Consider the following 22298-nt stretch of genomic DNA (forward strand, 5'->3'; position numbering starts at 1 on the left):
CAATGGAACTGTTTACTAAAGTGGTGGTGGCCAATCGCGGTGAGATTGCCGTGCGTGTCATCCGAACCCTTCAAGCCATGGGTATTCATGCGGTTGCTCTCTTCTCTGCGGCGGACCGGAACGCACGCCATGTCACCCAGGCCGATAGCTCCTACTATCTGGGTCCGGCACCAGCGGCCGAAAGCTATCTGAATATCGACTTGGTGGTGCGGGCCGCCCAAGTCACCGGTGCCCAAGCGGTACACCCGGGCTATGGTTTCCTCTCCGAGAATCTTGCCTTTGCCCAAGCCTTAGATGCGGCGGGTATTACCTTGATCGGCCCCAATCTCACGGCGTTGGAAGCCATGGCCGATAAGATCCGGGCCAAGGAACTGGTTGCGGCGCACGGGGTTCCTCTGGCCCAAGGTTTCTCCGCCGCCGGGCTAAGCGATGAGCACATCGCTGCCCAAGCTACCCAAACCGGGTTTCCGTTGCTGATCAAACCCTCCGCTGGTGGTGGCGGCAAGGGTATGGTGCAGGTGCATGAAGCATCCGAACTTCCGGCTGCGCTGGCCACCGCCCGGCGCGTGGCAGGCAAAGCCTTCGGGGATGACACCCTGCTACTGGAACGGCTGATCGACACCCCGCGACATATCGAGGTGCAAATTCTTGCCGACACCCACGGACACACCGTGTATCTCGGCGAGCGCGAGTGTTCCTTGCAACGCCGGCATCAAAAGGTGATTGAGGAAGCCCCCTCGGCACTCTTGGAGTCCCTACCCCACGGTGCGCAACTGCGCGAACGGCTGGGAGCTGCCGCGGTGGCGGCCGCCCGGTCGGTGAACTATGTCGGGGCCGGTACCGTGGAATTCTTGGTTTCCGCAGACAACCCGGATGAGTTTTTCTTTATGGAAATGAACACCCGGCTACAGGTGGAGCACCCGGTGACCGAACAGGTTGTGCGGATTTCCGGTGAGCCGCTAGATCTGGTGCGTTGGCAGGTGCGTATCGCCGCGGGTGAACAACTGGATTTCACTCAAGATCAGGTGCAGTTGCGGGGGCATGCCATCGAGGCGCGACTCTACGCAGAGGTTCCGGAGCGGGATTTCCTGCCCGATACGGGCATCATCACGCAATATCGAGAACCCGCAGGAGAAGAACTGCGTATCGATTCGATGCTCGCCGAGGGAATAGCGATCACCGCGCACTACGATCCGATGCTGGCTAAGGTCATCGCCACCGGTCGCGACCGGGACAGCGCACGGCAACATCTGCAAACTGCGCTGTGTGAGCTGCGAGTACATGGAGTGCGGACCAACCAAGAATTCCTGCACGATCTGCTGGATGATCCACAGGTTCGCGCGGGCACACTCGATACCGCGCTGATTAGCCGTTTCCTAGATCGTTGGGAACCTCGCAAGCCGGACTTGACGCATCTGGCCCGAGCCGCAGCGCACTGGTTGTGCGCTATCCCCAACGACGAGGGGCCTTGGGCCGGAACCGGTTTTAGTTTAAGCGGGCCCCGATCCCGGGTGATGCATCTGGAACACGAGGGAACGTACCACCGGCTCACTGCTCTGCCCATCCCGGAGGGTTGGGAGCTGTCCGACCAGAACGAACGGGTCCGCGTGGTGATTCTTGATGGCTGCGTCATCGTCGATGGTCAACCCCTAGAACAGCAACCGCCCGGTGAGACCCAGTGGCTGAGCTCGGGGGCCGCCACCTTCGCGGTGCGGCGAGTGAGCCGCGAGGAGATGCTCGGCAGACATTTAGAGGCCATCGAACGTTCCGCGTCCGAGTTGGATGCCCAGCTTCGCTCCCCGATGCCCGGAGCGATCTGTCTGCTCAACATTCGGGACGGGCAGCAGGTGGCCGCCGGGGAGGTGCTGCTGGCGGTGGAGGCGATGAAGATGGAGCATGAAATTACCGCACCGGCTGCTGGAAGGGTGCAGCTGCTCGTGGGAATGGGTGAGCAGCTCTCCGCCCGGCAACCGGTGGCCATCATGCACTACTATGCGCAGGAGGACTCATGACCGGGTCATTGGGACCAGCCTGGCTGTTTTGTCCGGGTGATCGTCCCGAACGTTTTGCTAAGGCCGCCGAGCGCTCAGATGTGGTGATTTTGGATCTGGAAGATGCGGTTTCGACGAAGAATAAGCCGCGCGCACGAGCTGCGGTCGCGGCTGCGCAACTTGATCCGGAACGCACGATAGTCCGTATTAACCCGGTCGACTCCCCCTACTTTGTGCCGGATCTACAGATGGTGCGCAGCAGCGGATATCGGATGGTAATGCTGCCCAAAACTGAGAGCACGGCAGCTCTAGAGACCCTCACCGGACTACAGATCTTCGCATTGCTCGAAACCGCTGCGGGCGTCTTAGCCGCCGAACAGGTGGCGGCCGCCGAGCACGTCCACGGATTGATGTGGGGGGCCGAGGATCTATTGGCATCGCTAGGTGGCACCTCTTCTCGGGCCGCCGATGGAAGCTATCGAGAAGTGGCCCGGTTCGCCCGCTCTCGGGTGCTGATAAGTGCCCGTGCCTTTGGCAAGCTCGCGATCGATTCGGTCTATCTCAATATCCCGGATCTGTCGGGGTTAGCCACCGAGGCTGCTGATGCGCGAGCCAGCGGTTTTTCCGCCAAAGCATTGATCCACCCCTCGCACGTGCCCATCGTGCGTGAGGCATTCACCCAATCCGACCGGCTCGCGTGGGCCACCCGGGTGTTGGAGCATGCGAAGCAGCATGGTGGGGTGTTTAGCTTTGAGGGGCAGATGGTCGATGAACCAGTGTTGCGCCAGGCTAGAGAGATCTTGGGGCAGAACTAAGCGTTGAGCTCTAGGAGCCCGTTGACCATCAAGGTCAATGCCCCGGCAAAGGCGATGATCACAACGAATGCCCGGCTGAGTTTCGGTGGAATCTTGGGTGCTAACCAGTTGCCGAGCAAAATTCCGCAGATCATCGCCACAGCGCATCCGGTCCACTGGATCCAGTGCAGCTGGGGCATCCCGCCCTTGGCGGTCAGCGACGCGATCGCCAGCACGAAGAAGTACAGCTGCACCGAGATCGCGAATTTCGCTTGGGGCCACCGGCTAGCCACCGCGTAGGCGGCTATCGCTGGACTAGAGACTCCGGCGGTTACCGACATAAACCCGGAGACGGCTCCGGCACCGATGGCGAGACCTTTTCCTTGCGAGGCTTTGAGGTTTCGGAGCAAGAAACTGCTGCTAAGGGCAAGAATCACCATGATGGCGATCCCAATGGATAGCATCGGTCCGCTCACACGGGCGGCCACCCAGGCACCCGGGATTGTCATCAGCATTGCCGGAACGAGAACAAGAAAAACTTTACGGAATTCAACCTGTTTGAAGACTTGCGCCAGAATCATGAAACTACTGCAACATCCGAGGAAGTTGACGAGCATGACACCTTGATGTGGCCCGAGGACCATCACCAGAAATGGCGAAGAGACTAGGGCAAAGCCCATGCCGCTGATGCGTTGGGTAGAGGCCCCCACAAAGGTTGCCCCGAGCAATGCGAATAGCGCGCCGCTGGCAACCATTGCTCGCCTCTGTCTTTCCCTCAACCTACTTCCACGCAGGTTTCGCATGGCTCTCAAATACTCTACAGGGTGTCAGTCGAGCTCAGGAGCTGCCCTAGGGTGGAGCGATCACGGCTCTTTGCAGCCACGTCAGTTAGCCAATTTCGTTAGTCGACTAGCCCAATTTTTCGGCAGCGGGCCAAGTACCGGATAGTAGCTGCGTCATAAGTGATCCTTGTTCTTAGTCTAGAGATATCCCGTAGTTTGACGGGCCATCACTTCACCTTCAGGAGACTTCGGATGACTTCCTCGCCAACTACACGCAAGCACACATCCCGCAAGGTCAAAGCCCTGCTCGCCGGCGGGCTTGTTCTCGGTGTGGGTGCTGCGGTGACTTTGGCCGCTTGGACGGATACCGAATGGGCCACTGGTAACTTTTCAGCCGGCACCTTCGGCATTGAGGGCAGCACCGATGGTGCTGCCTACGACGACCACGAGACAGTAGGCGAAGCTGCGACCCTAACTTTCAACCTCACCGGCGGTGAGAACCTCAGCCCGGGCGATGTAACGTCTGCCCCATTCGCGTTGCGCACTATCGTGGGTACCTCGTACGGCGCGTCAGTGGAGCTTACTTCGGCAGTCTCAGATGGCCCCAATGCCGCGAATCTGACCTACGGTATCGTGACCGTGGCGGACGCTGCGGCTTGTAATCCTGAGGCAACTGGAACCGCTATTGTGCCTGCCGGAACCGCTCTGGATAGCTTCGCAGGTGCCGCCACCTTTGACCTAGCAGCAGCCACCACGGAAGCCGCCGGAACCGCCGTCACGTTGTGCTTCCAGGTCGCCGCGGGGGATGATCTGATTCAAGGCGAAACAGCGAGCGCAAGCTGGGAGTTCATCGGCACTTCCGTCGAATAAACACGTTTGCGTCTAGGCCGAATTGATACCGCCTTACGCTCCGAAAGCCCGTACGACCACACCAAAGGACGTACGGGCTCCTCTTCGTAGGTTTCTGAAGATTCGTGCCTTTTTGGCTGGCGGTCTAGTGTTTGGAATCGGTGCCTCACTGACAGTGGCATCGTGGACCGATGCTGAACGCATCACCGCCGATTTTTCCGCCGGAAGCTTCGCCATCGAGGTGTCGGTCAATAACCAATGGAGCAGTGCATCTGAAATGACCTTTAGCAGTGCCGGCATGTTCCCGGGCACCGTCACTGCTGCCCCGGTGTTCGTCCGGACTACTCCAGATTCCACGACTGCTGGATCGCTCAGGCTCGCTGGAAACGGAGTCTCCGGGGCTAGCAGTGTAGCCAACCAGTTGTTATACCGCGTGACGGCTTCAACGATTACCCCCGCACAGGTTCAATCCTTCACCTGCCCGAATACCGGCACTCCCTCCGGAACCTTCGTCCTGGGATCGGCCGCGGAATGGGTCGCCTTAGCGGAAAGCCAAAGTGCCGACGTAAGTCAAAGAGTTAACGCTGCAGCTGGAAACGTCGTCGCCTACTGTTTCCAGATTCGACTCTCCCAGTCTGCGCCTAGTTCGGTTCAAGGGCTGAGTACAACTCACACCTGGGTTTGGAATGCTGAATCGCTGAGCGAAACAGGCACACCATGAAGCATAGAGCTCCAACTACCCGGCCATCGTGGGGTGCCCGCATAGGGGATTCGATTCTTACCCTTCTCGCAATTGCTGGATCACTATGCATGATCATGGTGATCCTCGGTTACTTCTTCAATATTTCCATCATGATGTTCCGCACCGGTTCAATGAGTCCGACCATCGAAGCGGGGTCCATTGCTTTAGTCAGAGAAGTACCGGCGACGGGGCTTCAAGAAGGGGATGTCGTCACGGTCGATCGCGGACCAGGTTTATTACCGGTGACGCACCGCGTTCTAGACGTTCAATCGATAGACGAGCAAACGGGGGTTGCGACCTTCACGATGAAGGGCGACGCAAATGCGACCCCGGATCCGATGCCTTACTCCGTGGACACCGTCCGAGAAGTAATCTTTTCTGTTCCGGGTATTGCTCCAGCGATCCAATGGTTCTCTAATCCGCTAGTGCTTGGCGGACTGACAATTTCCGCATCGTGTTTGGTGGTGTGGGCTTTCTGGCCACGGGAGCCGAAGCTGCCCGCCAATTCCGCACACACCGCGGTGACATTGGGCTTACTCCCGGTGCTTCTGCTGATGCCTCCATTCGGCACCCCCACCCCAGATGACCGCGGGCAGGCCCAAATCGAACACATTCACAGTGAGGTGCTCCAGCTTCGTTCGATCACCTACCCGCAAAGCATGGTAAATATGTCTCCAGGAGATTCTGCCATCTGGGTAGTGGATATCTGGGCCGAAGCACCCGAGTCCGGCACAATTGACGTGACTTTGAGCGCTCCAGAAAGACTCACACAGGATATCGGACCATTTCTCATCAGCGTTGATTCATGCACCCTAGAGTCACGTGCTGCCACCACGCGCTGTACCACCCCACTATCGACCTTGCTAGCGCCGGTTGCTGCAACGGAGTTGGCTCACGACCGGCAAGGTCTCCCACTACTCAGCTTTCCCACCGAACAAACGCGACGCTTTGTCGTCACTAGCTTTCTTCCGGAATCAACCGGGCTCGAACACACAACAAAAAATGCGACAATACGCTTGGCTGCAACTGGTTCGGGGGAAAAGCTCACGGTCGATCCGTATACTCCACATGCGCCCGAGTCACTGCCGAAAACCGGGGTCTCCACATGGCTAGCGGTCATGCTCTCCGTAGCGATTATCTTAATTCTCTGCGGAGTGAAAAGCATGCGGCGCAGGAGAGTGCGCCATGAGAACTAACAATAGCGGTAATTTCGCGCGCAGCCCACTAGTCCGCGCGGCATTAGTTCTTGCCTCGTTTCTTCTACTCATCCCTATTATTAGCAGCCAGATCAACCTCACCAGCGCGCATTGGATCGATGCTGAGAGCACGCATGGCTCCGTATCCGCGGGCACTCTCGAACCGGTGAATAACTTGGCATGTCGGGACAGTCAGCTCCTGTCCATCTCCTTGGGTCGGGATCAAGTCCAGATCGACTGGCAACGTCCGTCCAATGTTCCTCTTGAAATCCCCATCGAATATGAAATCCGGTGGACAGAAAATAGCCTACTCGGCGGAACGAATACTGGCACCCTAAGGATTCCAGGGGTGTCCTACACTCATACACGACAAACTACTGGGTTATTGTCTAACCTGTTGAGACTAACCATGACCATCGAAGTAACCCCCGTGATCCCCGGAACCAGTTGGGAGGGCCCACCACAGGCTGTCAGCGGTCGCATCCTGGATCTGTTCGGCCTGCTCGGTATCCGCCTGACTTGTAACTAGGGTGCAATAGCATCTAACGCCGACTGATGTTACGTCTCCTTTTCAGGCCGCTGCGGAGCCGAGGCGAAGAGGTTGAGTCCCAGTGCACGCGAAAGATGCCCAATAGCCAACTGCGAACGCACCGAGTTCCCGGCCTCGTCCAGTAGCGGGGAGAACGCCCCGATGGCGCCCTTGCCCGGCGCAATGGCCACAATTCCTCCGGAGACCCCCGATTTGGCCGGGATCCCGATTTCGAACAGCCACTCCCCGGACTTCTCGTAAAGCCCGTTGGCCGCCACAACGGCCAGCACATCCCGGCAAACATCCGCGGAAACCACACGTTCACCGGTCACCGGGTTGACCCCGCCATCAGCGAGGGTTGCGCCCATAATTGCTAGATCATGCGAGGTAACCTTCAGGGAGCACTGGCGGGTGTAGATATCCACGATCTCCAAGGGTTCGCCCTCCAACTGACCGTGTGCTTTGAGCAGGCGACCCAGCGCCTTATTCCGTTCGTTGCTGCGCGATTCGGAGCGGTACACCTCTCCGTCCATCCGCAGATAGCGCCCTGCAAAAGCCGACAGCCCCTCTCGGATGTTTTCCCACTTTTCGGCTGCGGTGAGCCCGGGCATGAGCGCCGAGGTGGCTAAGGCTCCGGCGTTGACCATGGGGTTCATCGGGTGGCCGTCATTGAGCTCGATGGCCATCACTGAGTTGAAGGACATTCCGGTGTTGTTCACACCCACGTGATCACGCACGGTGTCATGCCCCAGTTCTTGGAGCACCAGCGCGTAGACAAACATTTTGGAGATGGATTGGATGGAGAAGCTCTGCCCCACATCGCCCACGCCCTGGACGGTGCCACCAACATTGGAGAGCGACAGCGCAAAGAGCGAAGGATCTACTTCTCCGAGAATGGGAATGTAGTAGGCCAGCATGCCATCATCAACATCGACGTAGCGTTCATAAGCATCTTGCAGGAGTTCTTCAACTCGGGTTTTGGCGGGCAGTGAACCGGTCGAGACCTGCTGTGTCACGTCGCTGTAGTCGTTAGGAATCACTTACGCCTCCGCTTCGCTGCCGCTTGCAGGTCATTGTCACCGGGTGTCTGCCACCGTGTTGTGCTATCCACCCTGCTTCACATTCCACCATGTCTAGCGCCGTATTCAAAGATGCTGGTCACCTGCGCATTGTGTCATGCCCAACAGTATGGCGCACATGACTGCGCGCAACACGGAAGCAGAATAAAATCGAAGTATGGCTGAATCAATTACTTTTCATACTCGCAAGTGGGTCCGCCCGGAAGACCTCAACGCTAACGGCACGCTCTTTGGCGGTTCGTTGCTGCGCTGGATCGATGAGGAAGCGGCGATTTACTCGATCATCCAGCTTGGCAATAAGCACGTAGTCACCAAGTACATGTCCGAGATTAATTTCGTGGCCTCGGCCAAGGAGGGCGATCTGATCGAAATGGGTCTGACCGCCATTCACTTCGGACGTACTTCCATCACGCTGCGAGCCGCGGTTCGCAATATTTTCACTCAGGCCTCAATCCTGACTATCGACAAGCTTGTTTTCGTCAACATGGGCCCCGACGGCAAACCGGAACCACACGGCTACGATCACATCACCTACACCCGCGACCGTATTCCCTTGGAAATCACCAAGTCACTGGTCTAGCACATATCCGCTGAAGCTCAGCCAGCAGCACAGACAAAGGTCATTTCAGGCTTCCCGAATCGCTCCGATTCGGGAAGCTTTTCTTTTACCCCGCTCCTCCCAATAGCACCCAGTGTCTGGCCAGTGTTTTCCTCTTGACCACGGAATCAGTGGTTCTGTGCCAGCGCACCGGTATCGACGGGCCGGATCACTAGGAGGGTAAGCCGCCAACCGTAGGGTGGGTGCGATAGCCAACGGATTCGGGTATCGCACAGCGTGCATTGAGCCCCGCGCCGACGGCACTAAGCGTCATCGGCAACGAATTCGCGTTCAGTCAATGCTCTGGATTTAGTGATTCGTCGGCCAGTGGCGATCAGTCTGAGAATGTCAATACCGCAGCAAGGCCGTCAGGTTCGGGGTGCAGTAGGTAGCATTGAGCACGGCCGGGCGCTTTCAACGGTGGTTGAGTAGGAACTTTCATCCGGTGGGATTCGTTCCGCCGAAACCGCCGCCGCGATGATCGCCGCCGGGGCGACTCGGTTAGGGGTCTCCGGAACCCGAAACCTTCTGCAGGGTACGGAAAACACTTCAACTTACTAACAATTAGTTCAAGGGGACGCTACGGGAATCTTCCGTAGCGTCCCTTTGAACTCGGTGCGCAGAACACCCACCGGGCTAGTTCACCGGGGTGAAAACCCACTGTCCGGAGTTCTGTGCCACCGCGAATGCTTGGTTCCCCGGCAACGACTCCGCACTGAGTTGCCCGGCGCAGAAATCGACGTTGGACCGCGAAAGACGTAAGGCTTCCGTTCGATCTTCGCGAGCAAAAATAAACCATTGCGAAGATTCATCCATGAGGTCATGATCATCCTTGATCACTTGGGCGAACTTCGGTTCGAGGTCTTGAGTACTCGCATAGGGGCAAAGGATTACCATCTCATCCCAGGTTTCGAACGGGGTTCCGGCGCTGGGCAGACTCATGCCCCCGTCAAGGGCTTCGGCCTGAGCCACTAATGCCTGCTCAAATTCGACGCCCCCGGCGGCGCATGAACTAAGAACTCCCGCACTCATCACCGCGGCGAAACCGAGCACACCAATTCTCATCTGCTTAGTCTTCATGGGGTCTCATTTCTCCACGTCAAGTTCCGATAATCAGCGGGTTCAGGGATAGATTCTAGCCAAAAAACTTCCAAGACAGCGTCCTACTTAAGTTCTGTTCACATCCAAGTGGTACGCATTCTTAGTTGTTCTGCCCTGATTGTCGAAGGCAGGCCCCCGCGAGCTGTCAGGTGGGTGAACTACGGACTGGTTATTTTTCGCGGCCACACCGCGTCCCCGGCAGACAACGCGCTATGCAGGCGGAAGATCGCTGCGCATCGTAAGAATCGCAAGAAAGCACCGCACTTTTTCTCCCGAACTCTTGCCTCCGAGGCTGCTTCAGAGGAGAGTGTAACAGCTAGACCACCATCCGACGTTCCTCAACATAACTTGCGAGGCTGACCCTGAGCCGCATGATTTTCATCAACCTTCCCTCCAGCGATTTGGCTCGGACCGATAAGTTTTACGCCGCATTGGGTTTCACCAAAAACGAGACCTTCTCCGATGCAAACGCCAGCTCCTGGATGATCAGCGAGACCATCACCGTCATGCTATTGCACCGTGATTACTTCGCCAGCTTCATGGCGCAGGGCGATGCCCCGACCCTGGACGGTAAAAACCGCGAAGTACTCCATGCACTTTCGGCCGATTCACGAGAAGAAGTGGACCAGTTTGTCACCCGGGCCTTGGCCGGTGGGGGCAGCATTTACCGGGAGTCAGACGAACCTTTTCCCGGAATGTACCAGGCGGCGGTGCAGGACCCGGACGGTCATGTCTGGGAAATCGCGTGGATGAGCCCCGAGGTCATGGGCGAGCCGAGCTAGGCCGAATCAGCTAAACTCTTCAGGTTTTCCCTAAGTTTCTTCTCCGGGTCGCAGGCTACTGCACGGCAAGTCACGAACTCTAATGTTGAAGTCTGACAACAACAGCGACAGACACCACCGCACGGTCTGCGACCCGTCCACCACTCAGATTCTTTTATACTCTGCTGCAGTTAGCTCTTCTCGGTTCGGTGGGATTAGTGATTGTCTCACTGCTCCTAGGCTGGCTGGCTGCAGGCACGGGCTTGATCTTGCTTGCCGGCTTCGGTCTCGTGCTCCTGCTCGGCCTGCTCTACACGGTCTTCGGGCTGTCCTGGCTAGAGATCGAACGGGTGAGCCAACTCTACAATCTGCCGGTCGCCAGCCTGCGCTGGCGAGAACGCAACGCACCGGGGTTCAGCTCCTACATTCGCTCCGTGGGCCGGAACCTGGGTAACGGACGGATGTGGGCGGCCTTCGGCAACTTCGTGCTGGCCACGCTGCTGGGCGCCGGTATGCTCGGGGCTCTGCGCTGGAGTATCTCTGCGGCCATTTTGGCCTTTGCTCCGATGAGCAACACCAGCAGCGTCACCCTCGAAGGCTGGGAGCTCAGTTCGGCTCAAGCACCCTGGCTGATCCCGCTGGCCTTGGCTGGGGTAGGTGTGGTTGTCGCTTTGGTTTTTCTCCACCGGGCGATCAGCACCGCAATTATTGGCACCATCGCCCGGGAAACGGAGCTCGCGCAGAAGGCACAGACCAGCAGCGTGCAACGCGAAGGGGCGGTACGCGCCGCTGAGGTGGAGCGCACTCGGATCGAGTGCGATCTGCATGATGGCGTGCAACCCCGGTTAGTTTCGGTGGCCATGGCCCTGGGGCTGGCCCACCAACAGATCGACACCGAGCCGCAGCAGGCGAAAGAGCTAATTGCCGAAGCGCATACCTCGACCAAAGCAGCGATCACCGAACTGCGGCAGCTCACCCGAGGCATCTACACCTCCGTGCTGGAGGACCGTGGGCTCGATGCGGCACTGTCCGCGGTGGCGGGTCGCAGCCATATTCCGGTGCAGCTAGACATCCAATTGCCGAAGCGGATGGAGAAAAATGCGGAGGCCGCCATGTACTTCGCCATCGCCGAAGCGCTGACCAACGCCGCGAAACATTCGCGGGCCAGCTGGTGCCGTGTTACCGTCCGGGTGCGTGAATTCGAAGGCCACCCTTGGCTCTGGGCCCGGATCGAAGACAACGGCATCGGTGGGGCACATATTCAGCCAGGTGGCGGTTTGGACGGGATACATCACCGTGTGTTGGCCGCCGGCGGCACACTCCATCTAGACAGCCCGCAGGGCGGTCCGACAGCAGTGGAGGTGAACGTGCCATGCGCATCCTAATCTGTGAGGATTCGGTCCTGCTGCGTGAAGGTCTGGTGCGCTTGTTAGAACATTCAGGCCATGAAGTCACTGCGGCGCTACCCGACACTAGCGAGCTCTTTGAAACCTTGGAGCAGGTGTCCGCGGATCAATTTCCCGAACTATGCATCCTCGATGTGCGCCTTCCTCCGACGTACACTGACGAAGGAATCCGCGCGGCCTTAGAACTTCGCCGCCGCTATCCGCAAACCCCATTGCTGGTGCTCTCCCAATATGTGGAGGAACGCTACGCCGCGGAGCTGATTGCCACTCAAACCGGCGCCTTGGGTTACCTACTCAAGGACCGGGTGGCCGATGTCAGTGACTTCGTCCAATCTCTGGAGCAGATCGCCTCCGGCGGAACCGTGCTCGATCAGGAAGTGGTGGCTCAGCTCTTGACCCGCAGAAACCATGATGACCGCATGCAACGGCTCACCGATAGGGAACGCACCGTGTTGGCGGCACTGGCCGAAGGCAAGTCGAATCAGGCCATTGCGGCGTTACTCTTCCTCTCCGAAGCAAGCGTCGAAAAGTACATCACCTCCATCTTCCAGAAACTCGGCCTCACGGCCGATGGCACCGGTAACCGACGGGTGCTTGCAGCCCTGGCTCACATCCAAACCCTAGGTACCACTAACACAGACAGGACTTTGCCATGAGTACCAAGACCATGGATTCACCCCTTCCACAGGTTCCGGAACCACCGCGCCGCCCGCAAACTCTGACCTACCTCCTCGCTTCCTTCGGTGCGCTAATCCTGCTAGGGGTGGTGCTTGGAACCTCGTGGTCGGCACTTAACACCCTCTCCCGGGGCGATAGCTTTCTCAGCGCCAATGCGCAGGGCATCACCTCCGTGGAGGTCGACGCCGATGCCAGGGAATTTAACTTCGAATTCGCCGATGTGCCCGAAGCACAATTGGATATCCGTTCCTCCGACAACGGTTGGGAGCTGTCCCGGCAGGGCACCGCGCTGATCGTCGATTCGCCGGATGGCTGGGCGAACTGGTGCATTTTCGGATGCGATTCAACCCAGTCCACGGTGGTGCTCACCCTGCCGGAAGCGCTGAATGACGGCAGCTTAGATGTGGATCTAGAGCTCAGTGCCGGTGAGTTCTACGGTACGGGTCAGTTCAATTCTCTGGTTCTTGAGATGAGTGCCGGTCGGCTGGTGGCCAGCGGTTCAGCGAACTCGGTGGATGTCCGGCTCGGTGCCGGTCACGCCTCCCTTGAACTGGCAGATGTGCGCGAGGCCAGCTTCGAAGTCTCGGCCGGACGATTGGACGGCGTGCTGACCGGAAGCGTCCCAGCTTCCGTGTCCGGGGAGGTTAGCGCCGGCATGTTGGATCTGGCATTACCGACCGCCAGCTACGATGTCCGTTCCACGGTGTCTGCTGGCAATCTCGATAACCGGTTAACAACCGATCCTGCGGCAGCCAACAAGGTGCTGTTGGATGTCTCCGCGGGAAACGTGGTATTACGGGAGTCTTCCTAACCAATATTCTCTGACCGTCTCCCCGTCCTACAGTAGCTGTGCTCGTCTACTATAGGACGGGGTTCAGTCATTTAAGGGAATGTTCCAGTATGCAGCTGACCACCGTGACCGTTTCGGCTACTCTGTGATTTATGCGCACAAAAATAGTGGCCCGCCGGTCATTTTCGGTCCTGGCCACAGCGTTTATCCTCACGCTATTAATTTCCGGCTGCGGCGGGTCACTCGCGGGCGAAAGAACGACAGCTCCCTCGGCAACTCCGACGGTGAATGCCAGTACGCAGCCTGAATCTGCAGCCAACGATTCACCGAGCCCACGCCGTACGGAAACAGTCGAGACCAGTAGATCGTCGGTGAGCACCTTCGTCAAACTGGATCCATGGAATGATCCCGAGGTGCAGCTGCTCGAACCGGATGCACAGAGCAACACGGCTTTCGCCTGCGGCTCCCCCCTCGGTCCGGACAGTGCCACGGTTAGCTGCATAACCGATGCCCGCTGTGTCTTGAACCCAGCCTCCACCGAGGCGCTGTGTTTGGCCGATGAACGAGTGCTCGGGCTCGACGCCCCTTTTGACCTTTCCAAGTGGGTGCACAAATCGCTGGAGGAAAAGCACGCCGAACCAGCGATCTCCAGCAACGATGAGCGTGGCATGCTGATCGCCGTGGAACTGAAAGATGGGCGCATCTGCGTGGGTTCCAATGCCGGTGGCGCTGAACCACCGCCGGGGTTTAATGGGCTCTGGGGAGTGTGCGATGACAAGCAACTGATCTGGCGGCCCGGCGCCCCCGATCAGATCGATCTGAACGCACCGTTCCTCGACCCGGAGGCCGAGCGGCTGCGGGTTGCGGTGAGCGAAAACTATGCCGAAAACCCTAGCGAAGTAGAAGTTGAATCAGTTTTCTACTAAACAGCTACTAGGTAATGCTCCGACACCGCGGGACCGTAGTGGTTCTAGTGCTGCTTTTTCAGCGCAGCCAGTCGCGCTTCAATTTCAGAGAGCTGCGGATCTGCTTGTTTCAGTGCAGCAGGAGCTTCATCCACTACGTCCGGGGCCGGCTTCAGGGCGGCCAAGCGAGCCTCGATTTCGGCGTCCTGTCCCAGATCTTCTAGCGCTGCGAACTGCGCGTCCAGCGAGGAGGCGGCAAGTTCCGCTGCTCCACGGGCTTTGGCTTCGTCCTGCCGTACCTGCTGTTCGAAACGGCTGATTTCCGAGGTCGGGTTGTTGACGTCCAACGCTTTGAGCGCATCCATCATCTGACCTTGGGTCTTGGCGTTGCGGGCGCGAGCCACTAGCTCGTTACGCTTAGAAACCAACTCATGACGTTTGGTTTTCATGGTTTCCAGCCCAGTTTTCAGGCGGTCCACGACTTCCTGCTGGGTGCGAATGGTGGGTTCCAACGCCGCGGCAGCTTTTTCGCCGGCCAACTGCTTCTGCAATGCAACGGTGGCCAGCTGATTAAACTTCTGGGCATTGGCCGAATCTCCGGCAGCAGCAAATTCATCGGCCTTGTTCGAGGCGGCGAGCGCTTTGCCACCCCATTCCTGAGCCTCACGCAGGGCCTTGGCGTGATCTTCTTCCTGCATCCGTAAGTTTCCGATAGTCTGCGCGACCGCCGATTCGGCTTCCGAAATGTTCTTCGTGTAGTCCCGCACTGACTGGTCAAGCATCTTTTGCGGGTCTTCGACAGAATCCAGTGCGGCATGCGCATTGGATCGTCCGATACGGAATAGGCGGGCAAAAAACGACTGCTTGGCCATGGGGTCCCCTTCGATTGCTGCAACTTTAACTCTATGGCACGATCCGGCACAGGCTTAATTCCCACCGTTGTTTCACCCCGGCTACGAGCGAAATCCGGTTGTGGCGCTGAGCACTACACAAGAAAATACTTGAAGCATCAACAAATAAGGTTTAGGCTTAAAGCATGACTTCCTTTGATACCAAACCTCCGGTCCTATTCCTCTCCCACGGTGCCCCGCCCCTAGCCGACGACGCCACTTGGACCTCGCAACTGGCAGCCTGGTCCGGGAGCATGGAAAAGCCCAAGGAGATTCTGATGATCTCCGCGCACTGGGAAAATGCTCCGGTAACACTCAGCGCCACGCACCAAAAGCAGGAGTTAGTCTATGACTTCTGGGGCTTCCCCGACCGTTATTACGATGTGCGCTACGACGCTCCGATGGCTCCCGAGCTGGCCGACGAAGTGGCCCGGTTGACTGCTACTCACGGCCACCACGTGGAACGCGATGAAACCCGCGGCCTAGATCACGGCGCGTATGTCCCGTTAAAGGAAATGTTCCCCGACGCCGACATTCCGGTGGTGCAAATGTCGATGCCCACCTTGGATCCCGAAGGGTTATTCAACCTCGGTCAGAGCCTAGCTCCTTTGCGCGATCGCGGCACCATGATCATCGGTTCGGGGTTTACCACCCACAACTTGCGCTGGTTCAACCCAGCCGCCGGGCCAGATACCGCTCCGCCAACAGCTTCTAGCGAGTTCGATCACTGGGCCGAAGAAGCGATGGCCAAGGGCGATGTGGATTCGATCCTGAACTTCCTCGAAAAAGCTCCGGCCGCATTGGAAGCCCACCCCCGTTCCGAACACTGGGCACCACTTTATGTGTCACTCGGTGCGGCCTATGCATCCGGTGGCATCGAAGCTAAAACCGCGATCGATGGCTTCTGGTTCGGGCTGTCAAAGCGCTCCTGGACCCTGAGCTAAGAATGAGGCGCGCTATACCGGAGGAAGTCCCGGCTAGCGCGCCTCAGTACTATTCCTAAGCGGTGCAGGCTTCATTCGAGCACCCGGCATCGCGTGGCAAGTATTGGTCACTATCGTCAAGCTGTTCCCACACCACATGTCGGTGCTGGCCGCAACGTTCGCAGGAAGGGGCCAAATAGGTGGCGCGCTCTTCCATGGTGTATGCCCGAAAATCTCCCATCACGACCTCCTCAGTTGTGGCGGCCGTCCCGCAGGCCGGACTACGCCGCGTGCTTCTGGTGACCTCACTCTACGCCGGATGAGCGCATTGAACCAGATCGCCGCGTGCTGAGTTATCCAGCTACGGCTAACGATTCCGTTTGAGATCTTTTGCTGCTCAATTCAGAGCAAAGCAACGTATTGCGAGTTTCAGGTGGGCAGAGCACACTACCTGCCCGCCGAGTCATTGCTCGCGTTTTTGGAATATCTCGGCAGAAATCAGGAAGTTGTTTCCCAACTGTCCCCATTCCATACTGCCTCCGGATTCCAAAATCTTGCGCCGCAAGTTGCTCAGGCTGTCCCCACCGGTGAACTGGTTACCGCGTGCTCTTACCCCGTCGTTACGCACCGAAACATGCCACAGGTTGCGGTTTTGTTGTGGTGGTTGCGGTCGCAGGAAAATCACTAGATGCGTGGTGTCCGCGTGAATTACCGCGTTAGTGGCCGCTTCGCGCAGTAAGCGCATCAGCAAGATCGGTAGCCGATCATCAAGATCCACACCGGGGGCATTCATATCCACCCTGATCCCCGCATCACGCAAGCTCGACACCAGTTCTACGATATTGCCTAGCGAGCCCGCGGTGCGGCTCGACGCATCGGTGTCACTGAGCGAATCAACGCTGCGTCGCAGAATCATCAGGGCCTTCCGCGTGGACTCGCGGATATACTCCAGACTAACAATTGCTGGTTGCCCAGATTTGGCTTGCTCTAGGGCTGCGTTTCCATGCAGGGTGGCTACGGCCAAGTGGTGCGCCAGTTCATCCTGGGCATTGAGATACAGCCGGGAGCGCTCTTGCATCCATTGCCGGTCGGCATCGAATTTGATTCTGGCTTTCGATTTCAGGTCGTCGAGTTTTTGAGTGCTGGTGACTAGTTTGCGTTCGGCTGCCTCCGCTCGGCGGAGATACAGGACGGCTTGGGCGAGCACCATCGCCACCGCCGCCAGCCCAAGACTGGCCACGAGCTCGTAGCCCAGTACGGTATCCGGCTCCTCACCGGCGAGAATCCGCAGCACACTACTGACCAAGTAGATTCCCACAGCCACCGCCCCGGCAAAGATTTGGTGCCCGGCCATCACTACGGCAAAGAGGATCACCATCAGCGCCGGAGCCAGCGCGAGGCTTGGCAGACCAGCCGCGTAATAGCCCCCGGCCCCCAACGCGGCCAGGACCAGAGTTATCCGCGGAACACTGCGGCGAGCTAGACTCAGCGCGGCAAACCCCAAGGCGAAGCCACCGGTGAGCAGAAGGTGGGTGAGCCACTGCGGGTCAGACCAAGCGTGGGGTTCGGCCAGCAATGACAGCAGAATCATGGCAAGAAATATGACTACAGCCCACAGAATACCGGTGACGCGCCAACTGCCTGATTGATCCACGTTCCCAGTCTATGACTTTCACCGGCGTGAAGCGCAGACACCGGATGCTACTGGGAAGTATTTCTGTCATCGTCGGTTCGGTTAATGCCGCAGCTAACCTCGACGTGCCCTGCTTTCCTTCAAAAGCTGGATGTTCACCTCCGCAGCGCACCCCGCAGCTTTTGGGAAATTACACCCGCACGGGGCGATGATCCTCCACATAACGGGGCTTGCCTGCCTGTATCCCCGCCACGGTCTGGGCTACCATGAGAACACCCAAGAGCACAATGGGGGCGGTCCACGACCCAGTGATTTCGTGCAGCGCACCGACGGCAAAGGGTCCGGGGAAGGAAATCATGTACCCCACGGACTGCCCAAATGCCGAGAGCTTAGCCACCCCGGCGGCGGTATGAGCTTTCAATCCAATCATGGTCAGCGCTAGCGGGAAGTTTGCTCCGGCAATTCCTAACAAAATCGCCCAGAGCAGGGCACCCTGAGCTTGAAAGACCAGCAAACCAACAACCGCCAGCATTCCCGCCGTACCGGTGATCCACACGAGCGGACCTTGGTTGGTGAATCGGCCGGCCAACGCGGGCATGACGAAAGATAGCGGTACTCCCACCCCGAGCAGGAGAGCGAGCAGGAGACCGGAGATTTGTGGGTCCACGCCAAAGTCGGAGAAGATCTTCGGCGCCCAGCCCATGAAGATGTAGGCGGCGGAGGATTGCGTGCCGAAGAAAATCGCCACCCACCATGCCGTCGGATTCTTACGCATCGATCCCAGCTCGCCAGCGCCGGTCACCCGTGGCTTGATGGGTTGCTGCTGCTCGCGGATGTGTGCACGCAAGCCAAAGTAGATCACCACCCAAAGCACCAAGGCCACCAGTGCCGGCAAGGCCCAGATCGCCAGCCCTACACGCCACTGTCCACCCATGGCCTGGTTGAGAGGAACCGCCACACCGGCAACCGTTGCCGCGCCGAGCGCGACCGCCGTGGTGTAGCTGCCGGTGACTAGCCCGATCTTGTGTGGGAACCATTTTTTGACCAGTACCGGCATCAAGATGTTTCCCACCGCGATTCCGGCCAGCGCCAACGCGGTACAGAGCAGGAAGAGCGAGGTGGTCGGCGCCAGTGAACGCAGGAGGATGCCGGCAAGTATGGCACCCATAGCACCGAGAATCACCAGCTCCGGTCCACGTTTAGCGGCCAAGCGAGGTGCCAAGGGACCAAGCAGAGCAAAACACAAGGGTGGAACACCGGTGATGATCCCAGCCACGAAGCCGTTCATTTCAAGACCGTGAATCACCGGATCCAATAGGGCTCCGAGAGAAGTGACGGCTGGGCGCAGGTTCACCGCGGCCAGGATCATTGCCACTATGAGCAGCGGCGCAAACCCTCGGGGCAATATTGGCTGATTACTCTTCATTGAGCTCATCCTAAGACGTGTCGGTGTTTTAATCTCTGCCTGCCTTAGGACAGCTCGCCTGTTCACATGGTGGGTGGGTTACGTTTGAACTTGCGATAGTGGTTCACTGCGCTCAGCGCAATGTAGTACCAGCGTCGCGGGTCGGTTTCTTTGCGGTAGTTCAGTGGGTGGCTGTAGGCCTTGACTTTAATGAGCCGATTCACCAGTTGTCGCTGCTGCTCAGGGACGAAACGGCGCAGCAAACGCAATGGCAGAATCGTGTAGAGGTGTTCGTTAGTTGATTGCTCGAACTCTGCCGGTTCACGCAATCCACCTTCGAGGTATTCCTCCACGTAGAAGCGGGCTACGTTATGCCCAGCTGCGGAAATGTAGAAATGGTTGCGGCCCAAACGGGGGTTGAGCTCAAAGAAGCGGTAGCTGCCATCGCGCGGATCGAGTTTCACGTCAAACATTGAAAACCCGGTCCAGCCCAATTCGTTGAGGATCCGGATCCCGTCTTCAACCAGCGCCTCGTTGGGTTTGGCGATAATAGCGGCCGAGTTCCCCAAGGCGCCAGGAGCGTGCTCTTCGACAATCACGCTACCGCAGGAAGCAAAGCGGACCTTGCCCTGTTGGTCCGAGAAGAAGGTGGCGATATTCATAGCGCTATCTCCCCCGGGAACCAGGTCCTGCACCACTACCGTGTTACCGTAACCAGCCTGACTGGCCGTGTTGAGTAGCGAGCTAAGTTCGGCTACAGAAGCCACGGTGTGTACCTTTTTCTTGCCGCGGAACTCTGTCTCACCCCAAGCCACCCCATCGGACGGTTTCACGATCGCTGGAAATGCGATCCCTTCGGCTTCCAGAGCCGCTTCTAGGTCGCTGGTTGATGCCGTCGTGGCGCAGTCGTGCACGATGGTTCGCGGGAAGGGCACCTCCAGCTGGCGGCACAACTCGTAGAAGGCGTCCTTCCCCGTGGTCCGGTCCAGTAGGTCTTCCCCCACATAGGGCACGGTGAAGTGTTCGGAGAAATGTTGCGCATTGCGGGCGATAAAGCGAATGTGCGGATCGGCCCCGCCTAACAGCAGCAGTGGGCGCTTCCCGGTTTCCGTCGGCGAGAGTTCGGTACCCAGCTGGGTGACAAAGTCGCGGAATCCAGCTTCGTCGGATTGCTCAGCAAATGGTCTGGCATCAAGGATACGAGAATAACGGGTGATCCCGGTCAGTACCGAGGGAATGACCACCGAGACTACGTTGTACTGTTCGTGGAACTCACGGGCCAGTGAGTAGGTTCCGATATCTCCGCCCAGAATGACCGGGACGAAGGGCTGTTCAGCTGGAATGCGCATAGCCTAAAACTATCAACTGAGACATGCCGCACCGTGCATCTCCCCACGAGCGATACGCCACGTGCCGAAGCTGCCTTCGCTCTTATTTCCTACGACGCAGATTCGGAATGAACCGAGCCAATGGCCCGAGGAAGCTATCCAGCTCGGGGCTTCGGATCAGCCGCAACAGGATGAGGTAAACCACCAGCATCACCACGCCCACCACGGCGATGGAGATAAATGCGGCCGGGATTGAAGACCAAGCAAAGCCCCAATTGTAGCCACCTAGCAGGGCTAGGGTGAGGCCTCCGGCCACTGCTGAGATTGCGGCCATGACACCGATGCGAATGTATACGTCCATCACGTGTCGGCTGCCATAGTCTCCATACCTTTTGACTAGTAGCCGGTGCGCAATATACGCCGAGAGGATGTTTGTTCCGCCGTAGATCGCAGCCACTGCGGCCGCGATCTGGGTGGCTGGCAGGAACACCGACGCGGCGAAGGCCAGAATCACGCAGAGGCCGGCAATAATGCTTTGGATGATCATCGGTGTTTTGGTGTCTTCGTCGGCAAAGAAGACTCGCAAGATGAAAAAGTGCATGGACTTGAACGGCAGCCCGAGGGCCGTGAGGAGCAAGAGCTGCCCTATCGCGGCACCCTGCATCATGGAGGTTTCCGAGCTACCGGCGAAGAGTCGGCCGAGCGGGCCAGCCAGAACGATAAAGGCGACGCTAGCGAATATTACCGGCACCGCCGAGGTGCGTAACCCGCGCGAAAGCAGCGGCCCGATCTGATCCCGTCGCTGTGCTTGGAAGGATTTGGTGAACTCGTTGAAGTACATGGTGGCCAGTGCCAGCACGAAGATCGAATGCGGCAGGACGGTAATCAGTTGCGAGGTGTTCAGCGCGTACTCACCGGCCACCGAAGCGCCTCCGTCGGGCAGTTCAAGACGTGCCGGGGTGGCTGCGGAGACGAAGCGGGAATTGACCAGCGAGGCGATGTTGCCCACGGTCATTGAGCCCAGCGTCCAAGCCGCCAGTTTACCCACGTGGCGTAGACCCATACCCCGCCAAGAGAAGTCCGGGCGCAGTTTCAGTCCCAAGCGATGTAAAGGCCAGAACAACACTGCGGCCTGCAACACGATGCCTAACGTGGAACCGCCAGCCAATAACACGGTTTTAGCGGTAGTCCACTGAGCCAGCTGGTCCACATCCGCGGAGTAGGAACCAAAGAGCCCAATGAAAGCACCAATGACACCAATTTGCACCACGTTGTTGACCACCGGAGCCCACATGAACGCGGCGAAGCGTCCGTGAGCATTGAGCACCTGCCCCACTACCGCGAACACGCCATAGAAGAAAATCTGTGGCAAACACCAGTAGGCGAATACTGTGCCGAGGGTGAGCATCGCCGGAGTCCAGCCCAGTGTCAGGGCCTTAATAATCGGCCCGGCGAGCAGGGTCAGCAGGATCGTTGCCACGCCGATTACCACGATGGTCAGCGTCAGTAGCTTCGAGGTATAGGCTCGCCCATTGTCACTGCTCTTGGAAGCCTTGATCAACTGGGGAACGAGCACCACATTGAAGATGCCACCGGCCAGCAGCATGAAGATGATGGTCGGAATGACATTGGCTTTTTCGAAAATGTCGGCCATCGAGGTGGAGGCACCAATGGCGACCGCCAGCAAGGCGGTGCGCACGAATCCCAGAATTCGGGAAACCAAGGTACCCGAGGTCATTAGGGCATAGACCTTCGAGGAGTGTTTTCGCTGCCCGGATGCGTCCTTGGGCTCTGCGGCCTGTGCATCCTGGGTCTGGCTAGTTGATTCCTGGGACATGTCCTGTAAAAATTTCACCCTCTACTTCGACACCGTGCCCGGGGCATCCGTCTAGCCATAGTCGGCTGGCGGATTCGAGCA

At 58.3% G+C, this 22298-nt stretch carries 22 protein-coding genes; 13 read left to right on the forward strand and 9 right to left on the reverse strand.

Annotated features, from left to right (window positions below):
- The first annotated feature begins 2 nt into the window (after positions 1 to 2).
- Together ACQQZ8_RS13950 and ACQQZ8_RS13955 are read left to right on the forward strand one after the other, a co-directional pair.
- Positions 3 to 2012, forward strand: coding sequence for an acetyl/propionyl/methylcrotonyl-CoA carboxylase subunit alpha (locus tag ACQQZ8_RS13950; protein ID WP_431710406.1), 2010 nt, complete (start codon positions 3 to 5; stop codon positions 2010 to 2012).
- Complete coding sequence (locus ACQQZ8_RS13955; RefSeq protein WP_431710407.1) at positions 2009 to 2806, forward strand: HpcH/HpaI aldolase/citrate lyase family protein; 798 nt, start codon at positions 2009 to 2011, stop codon at positions 2804 to 2806. Before ACQQZ8_RS13950 ends, ACQQZ8_RS13955 begins: the two co-directional genes overlap by 4 nt.
- Here the strand turns inward: ACQQZ8_RS13955 and ACQQZ8_RS13960 are convergent.
- Complete coding sequence (locus tag ACQQZ8_RS13960; RefSeq protein ID WP_431710408.1) at positions 2803 to 3540, reverse strand: sulfite exporter TauE/SafE family protein; 738 nt, start codon at positions 3538 to 3540, stop codon at positions 2803 to 2805. The genes ACQQZ8_RS13955 and ACQQZ8_RS13960 overlap by 4 nt on opposite strands.
- A gap of 279 nt (positions 3541 to 3819) precedes the next feature.
- On the opposite strand from ACQQZ8_RS13960, the gene ACQQZ8_RS13965 reads away from it, so the two are divergent.
- The 4 genes from ACQQZ8_RS13965 (at position 3820) to ACQQZ8_RS13980 (ending at position 6883) form a co-directional block, all read left to right on the forward strand.
- Positions 3820 to 4437: a SipW-dependent-type signal peptide-containing protein gene (locus ACQQZ8_RS13965; protein ID WP_431710409.1), complete on the forward strand. Its 618-nt coding sequence runs from the start codon at positions 3820 to 3822 to the stop codon at positions 4435 to 4437.
- Between the two features lie 154 nt (positions 4438 to 4591).
- Positions 4592 to 5137: a hypothetical protein gene (locus ACQQZ8_RS13970; protein ID WP_431710410.1), complete on the forward strand. Its 546-nt coding sequence runs from the start codon at positions 4592 to 4594 to the stop codon at positions 5135 to 5137.
- Positions 5138 to 5226: 89 nt separating this feature from the next.
- Complete coding sequence (locus ACQQZ8_RS13975) at positions 5227 to 6354, forward strand: signal peptidase I (protein ID WP_431710411.1); 1128 nt, start codon at positions 5227 to 5229, stop codon at positions 6352 to 6354.
- Positions 6344 to 6883, forward strand: a complete 540-nt coding sequence (locus ACQQZ8_RS13980) for a hypothetical protein (protein ID WP_431710412.1) — start codon at positions 6344 to 6346, stop codon at positions 6881 to 6883. The genes ACQQZ8_RS13975 and ACQQZ8_RS13980 overlap by 11 nt, the downstream gene beginning before the upstream one ends.
- Positions 6884 to 6912: 29 nt before the next feature.
- Here ACQQZ8_RS13980 and glsA read toward each other — a convergent pair whose 3' ends face one another.
- On the reverse strand, positions 6913 to 7923 hold the full coding sequence (gene glsA / locus ACQQZ8_RS13985; RefSeq protein WP_431710413.1) for a glutaminase A: 1011 nt from the start codon (positions 7921 to 7923) through the stop codon (positions 6913 to 6915).
- Positions 7924 to 8119: 196 nt separating this feature from the next.
- Between glsA and ACQQZ8_RS13990 the strand changes: the two genes are divergently transcribed.
- Entirely contained in the window at positions 8120 to 8542 is a 423-nt protein-coding gene (locus ACQQZ8_RS13990) for an acyl-CoA thioesterase (RefSeq protein WP_431710414.1), read from the forward strand.
- 654 nt (positions 8543 to 9196) lie between these two features.
- Here ACQQZ8_RS13990 and ACQQZ8_RS13995 read toward each other — a convergent pair.
- Positions 9197 to 9640 (reverse strand): hypothetical protein, encoded by a 444-nt coding sequence (locus ACQQZ8_RS13995; RefSeq protein WP_431710415.1) that lies wholly within the window; start codon positions 9638 to 9640, stop codon positions 9197 to 9199.
- A gap of 392 nt (positions 9641 to 10032) precedes the next feature.
- On the opposite strand from ACQQZ8_RS13995, the gene ACQQZ8_RS14000 reads away from it, so the two are divergent.
- From ACQQZ8_RS14000 to ACQQZ8_RS14020, 5 genes are all read left to right on the forward strand, one after another.
- Complete coding sequence (locus ACQQZ8_RS14000; protein WP_431710416.1) at positions 10033 to 10443, forward strand: VOC family protein; 411 nt, start codon at positions 10033 to 10035, stop codon at positions 10441 to 10443.
- A 188-nt stretch (positions 10444 to 10631) separates the two neighbouring features.
- Complete coding sequence (locus tag ACQQZ8_RS14005) at positions 10632 to 11807, forward strand: sensor histidine kinase (RefSeq protein ID WP_431710417.1); 1176 nt, start codon at positions 10632 to 10634, stop codon at positions 11805 to 11807.
- A complete protein-coding gene (locus tag ACQQZ8_RS14010) occupies positions 11795 to 12484 on the forward strand; it encodes a response regulator transcription factor (RefSeq protein ID WP_431710418.1) in 690 nt (229 codons plus the stop codon). Before ACQQZ8_RS14005 ends, ACQQZ8_RS14010 begins: the two co-directional genes overlap by 13 nt.
- The gene (locus tag ACQQZ8_RS14015) at positions 12481 to 13317 is read left to right on the forward strand and encodes a hypothetical protein (RefSeq protein ID WP_431710419.1); all 837 of its coding nucleotides are present in this window, start codon (positions 12481 to 12483) and stop codon (positions 13315 to 13317) included. The genes ACQQZ8_RS14010 and ACQQZ8_RS14015 overlap by 4 nt, the downstream gene beginning before the upstream one ends.
- Before the next feature lie 350 nt (positions 13318 to 13667).
- Complete coding sequence (locus ACQQZ8_RS14020; protein WP_431710420.1) at positions 13668 to 14222, forward strand: hypothetical protein; 555 nt, start codon at positions 13668 to 13670, stop codon at positions 14220 to 14222.
- A 44-nt stretch (positions 14223 to 14266) separates the two neighbouring features.
- On the opposite strand, the gene ACQQZ8_RS14025 is transcribed toward ACQQZ8_RS14020, so the two are convergent.
- Positions 14267 to 15073 carry a PspA/IM30 family protein gene (locus tag ACQQZ8_RS14025; protein WP_431710421.1) on the reverse strand — a complete coding sequence of 269 codons (807 nt, stop codon included), beginning with the start codon at positions 15071 to 15073 and terminating at the stop codon, positions 14267 to 14269.
- Positions 15074 to 15237: 164 nt separating this feature from the next.
- On the opposite strand from ACQQZ8_RS14025, the gene ACQQZ8_RS14030 reads away from it, so the two are divergent.
- The gene (locus ACQQZ8_RS14030; protein ID WP_431710422.1) at positions 15238 to 16035 is read left to right on the forward strand and encodes a dioxygenase family protein; all 798 of its coding nucleotides are present in this window, start codon (positions 15238 to 15240) and stop codon (positions 16033 to 16035) included.
- A gap of 55 nt (positions 16036 to 16090) precedes the next feature.
- Here the strand turns inward: ACQQZ8_RS14030 and ACQQZ8_RS14035 are convergent, their stop codons facing one another.
- The 5 genes from ACQQZ8_RS14035 to murJ form a co-directional block, all read right to left on the reverse strand.
- Positions 16091 to 16255: a hypothetical protein gene (locus tag ACQQZ8_RS14035; RefSeq protein ID WP_431710423.1), complete on the reverse strand. Its 165-nt coding sequence runs from the start codon at positions 16253 to 16255 to the stop codon at positions 16091 to 16093.
- Between the two features lie 222 nt (positions 16256 to 16477).
- Positions 16478 to 17668: a sensor histidine kinase gene (locus ACQQZ8_RS14040; protein ID WP_431710424.1), complete on the reverse strand. Its 1191-nt coding sequence runs from the start codon at positions 17666 to 17668 to the stop codon at positions 16478 to 16480.
- 169 nt (positions 17669 to 17837) lie between these two features.
- Positions 17838 to 19073, reverse strand: a complete 1236-nt coding sequence (locus ACQQZ8_RS14045) for a CynX/NimT family MFS transporter (protein WP_431710425.1) — start codon at positions 19071 to 19073, stop codon at positions 17838 to 17840.
- Between the two features lie 62 nt (positions 19074 to 19135).
- Positions 19136 to 20401: a carbamoyl-phosphate synthase gene (locus tag ACQQZ8_RS14050; protein ID WP_431710426.1), complete on the reverse strand. Its 1266-nt coding sequence runs from the start codon at positions 20399 to 20401 to the stop codon at positions 19136 to 19138.
- Between the two features lie 82 nt (positions 20402 to 20483).
- A complete protein-coding gene (gene murJ / locus ACQQZ8_RS14055; protein WP_431710427.1) occupies positions 20484 to 22217 on the reverse strand; it encodes a murein biosynthesis integral membrane protein MurJ in 1734 nt (577 codons plus the stop codon).
- Between the last annotated feature and the right edge of the window lie 81 nt (positions 22218 to 22298).

This window comes from Glutamicibacter uratoxydans (genome assembly GCF_050753455.1).
GTDB classification, from domain to species: domain Bacteria; phylum Actinomycetota; class Actinomycetes; order Actinomycetales; family Micrococcaceae; genus Glutamicibacter; species Glutamicibacter uratoxydans_A.

Coding starts and splice junctions, on each gene's coding strand:
- ACQQZ8_RS13950 (WP_431710406.1), top strand. CDS start 3: ATGGAACTGTTTACTAAAGTGGTGGTGGCCAATCGCGGTGAGATTGCC.
- ACQQZ8_RS13955 (WP_431710407.1), top strand. CDS start 2,009: ATGACCGGGTCATTGGGACCAGCCTGGCTGTTTTGTCCGGGTGATCGT.
- ACQQZ8_RS13960 (WP_431710408.1), bottom strand. CDS start 3,540: ATGGTTGCCAGCGGCGCGCTATTCGCATTGCTCGGGGCAACCTTTGTG.
- ACQQZ8_RS13965 (WP_431710409.1), top strand. CDS start 3,820: ATGACTTCCTCGCCAACTACACGCAAGCACACATCCCGCAAGGTCAAA.
- ACQQZ8_RS13975 (WP_431710411.1), top strand. CDS start 5,227: ATGATCATGGTGATCCTCGGTTACTTCTTCAATATTTCCATCATGATG.
- ACQQZ8_RS13980 (WP_431710412.1), top strand. CDS start 6,344: ATGAGAACTAACAATAGCGGTAATTTCGCGCGCAGCCCACTAGTCCGC.
- ACQQZ8_RS13990 (WP_431710414.1), top strand. CDS start 8,120: ATGGCTGAATCAATTACTTTTCATACTCGCAAGTGGGTCCGCCCGGAA.
- ACQQZ8_RS13995 (WP_431710415.1), bottom strand. CDS start 9,640: ATGAAGACTAAGCAGATGAGAATTGGTGTGCTCGGTTTCGCCGCGGTG.
- ACQQZ8_RS14000 (WP_431710416.1), top strand. CDS start 10,033: ATGATTTTCATCAACCTTCCCTCCAGCGATTTGGCTCGGACCGATAAG.
- ACQQZ8_RS14010 (WP_431710418.1), top strand. CDS start 11,795: ATGCGCATCCTAATCTGTGAGGATTCGGTCCTGCTGCGTGAAGGTCTG.
- ACQQZ8_RS14015 (WP_431710419.1), top strand. CDS start 12,481: ATGAGTACCAAGACCATGGATTCACCCCTTCCACAGGTTCCGGAACCA.
- ACQQZ8_RS14025 (WP_431710421.1), bottom strand. CDS start 15,073: ATGGCCAAGCAGTCGTTTTTTGCCCGCCTATTCCGTATCGGACGATCC.
- ACQQZ8_RS14030 (WP_431710422.1), top strand. CDS start 15,238: ATGACTTCCTTTGATACCAAACCTCCGGTCCTATTCCTCTCCCACGGT.
- ACQQZ8_RS14035 (WP_431710423.1), bottom strand. CDS start 16,255: ATGGGAGATTTTCGGGCATACACCATGGAAGAGCGCGCCACCTATTTG.
- ACQQZ8_RS14045 (WP_431710425.1), bottom strand. CDS start 19,073: ATGAAGAGTAATCAGCCAATATTGCCCCGAGGGTTTGCGCCGCTGCTC.
- ACQQZ8_RS14050 (WP_431710426.1), bottom strand. CDS start 20,401: ATGCGCATTCCAGCTGAACAGCCCTTCGTCCCGGTCATTCTGGGCGGA.
- murJ (WP_431710427.1), bottom strand. CDS start 22,217: ATGTCCCAGGAATCAACTAGCCAGACCCAGGATGCACAGGCCGCAGAG.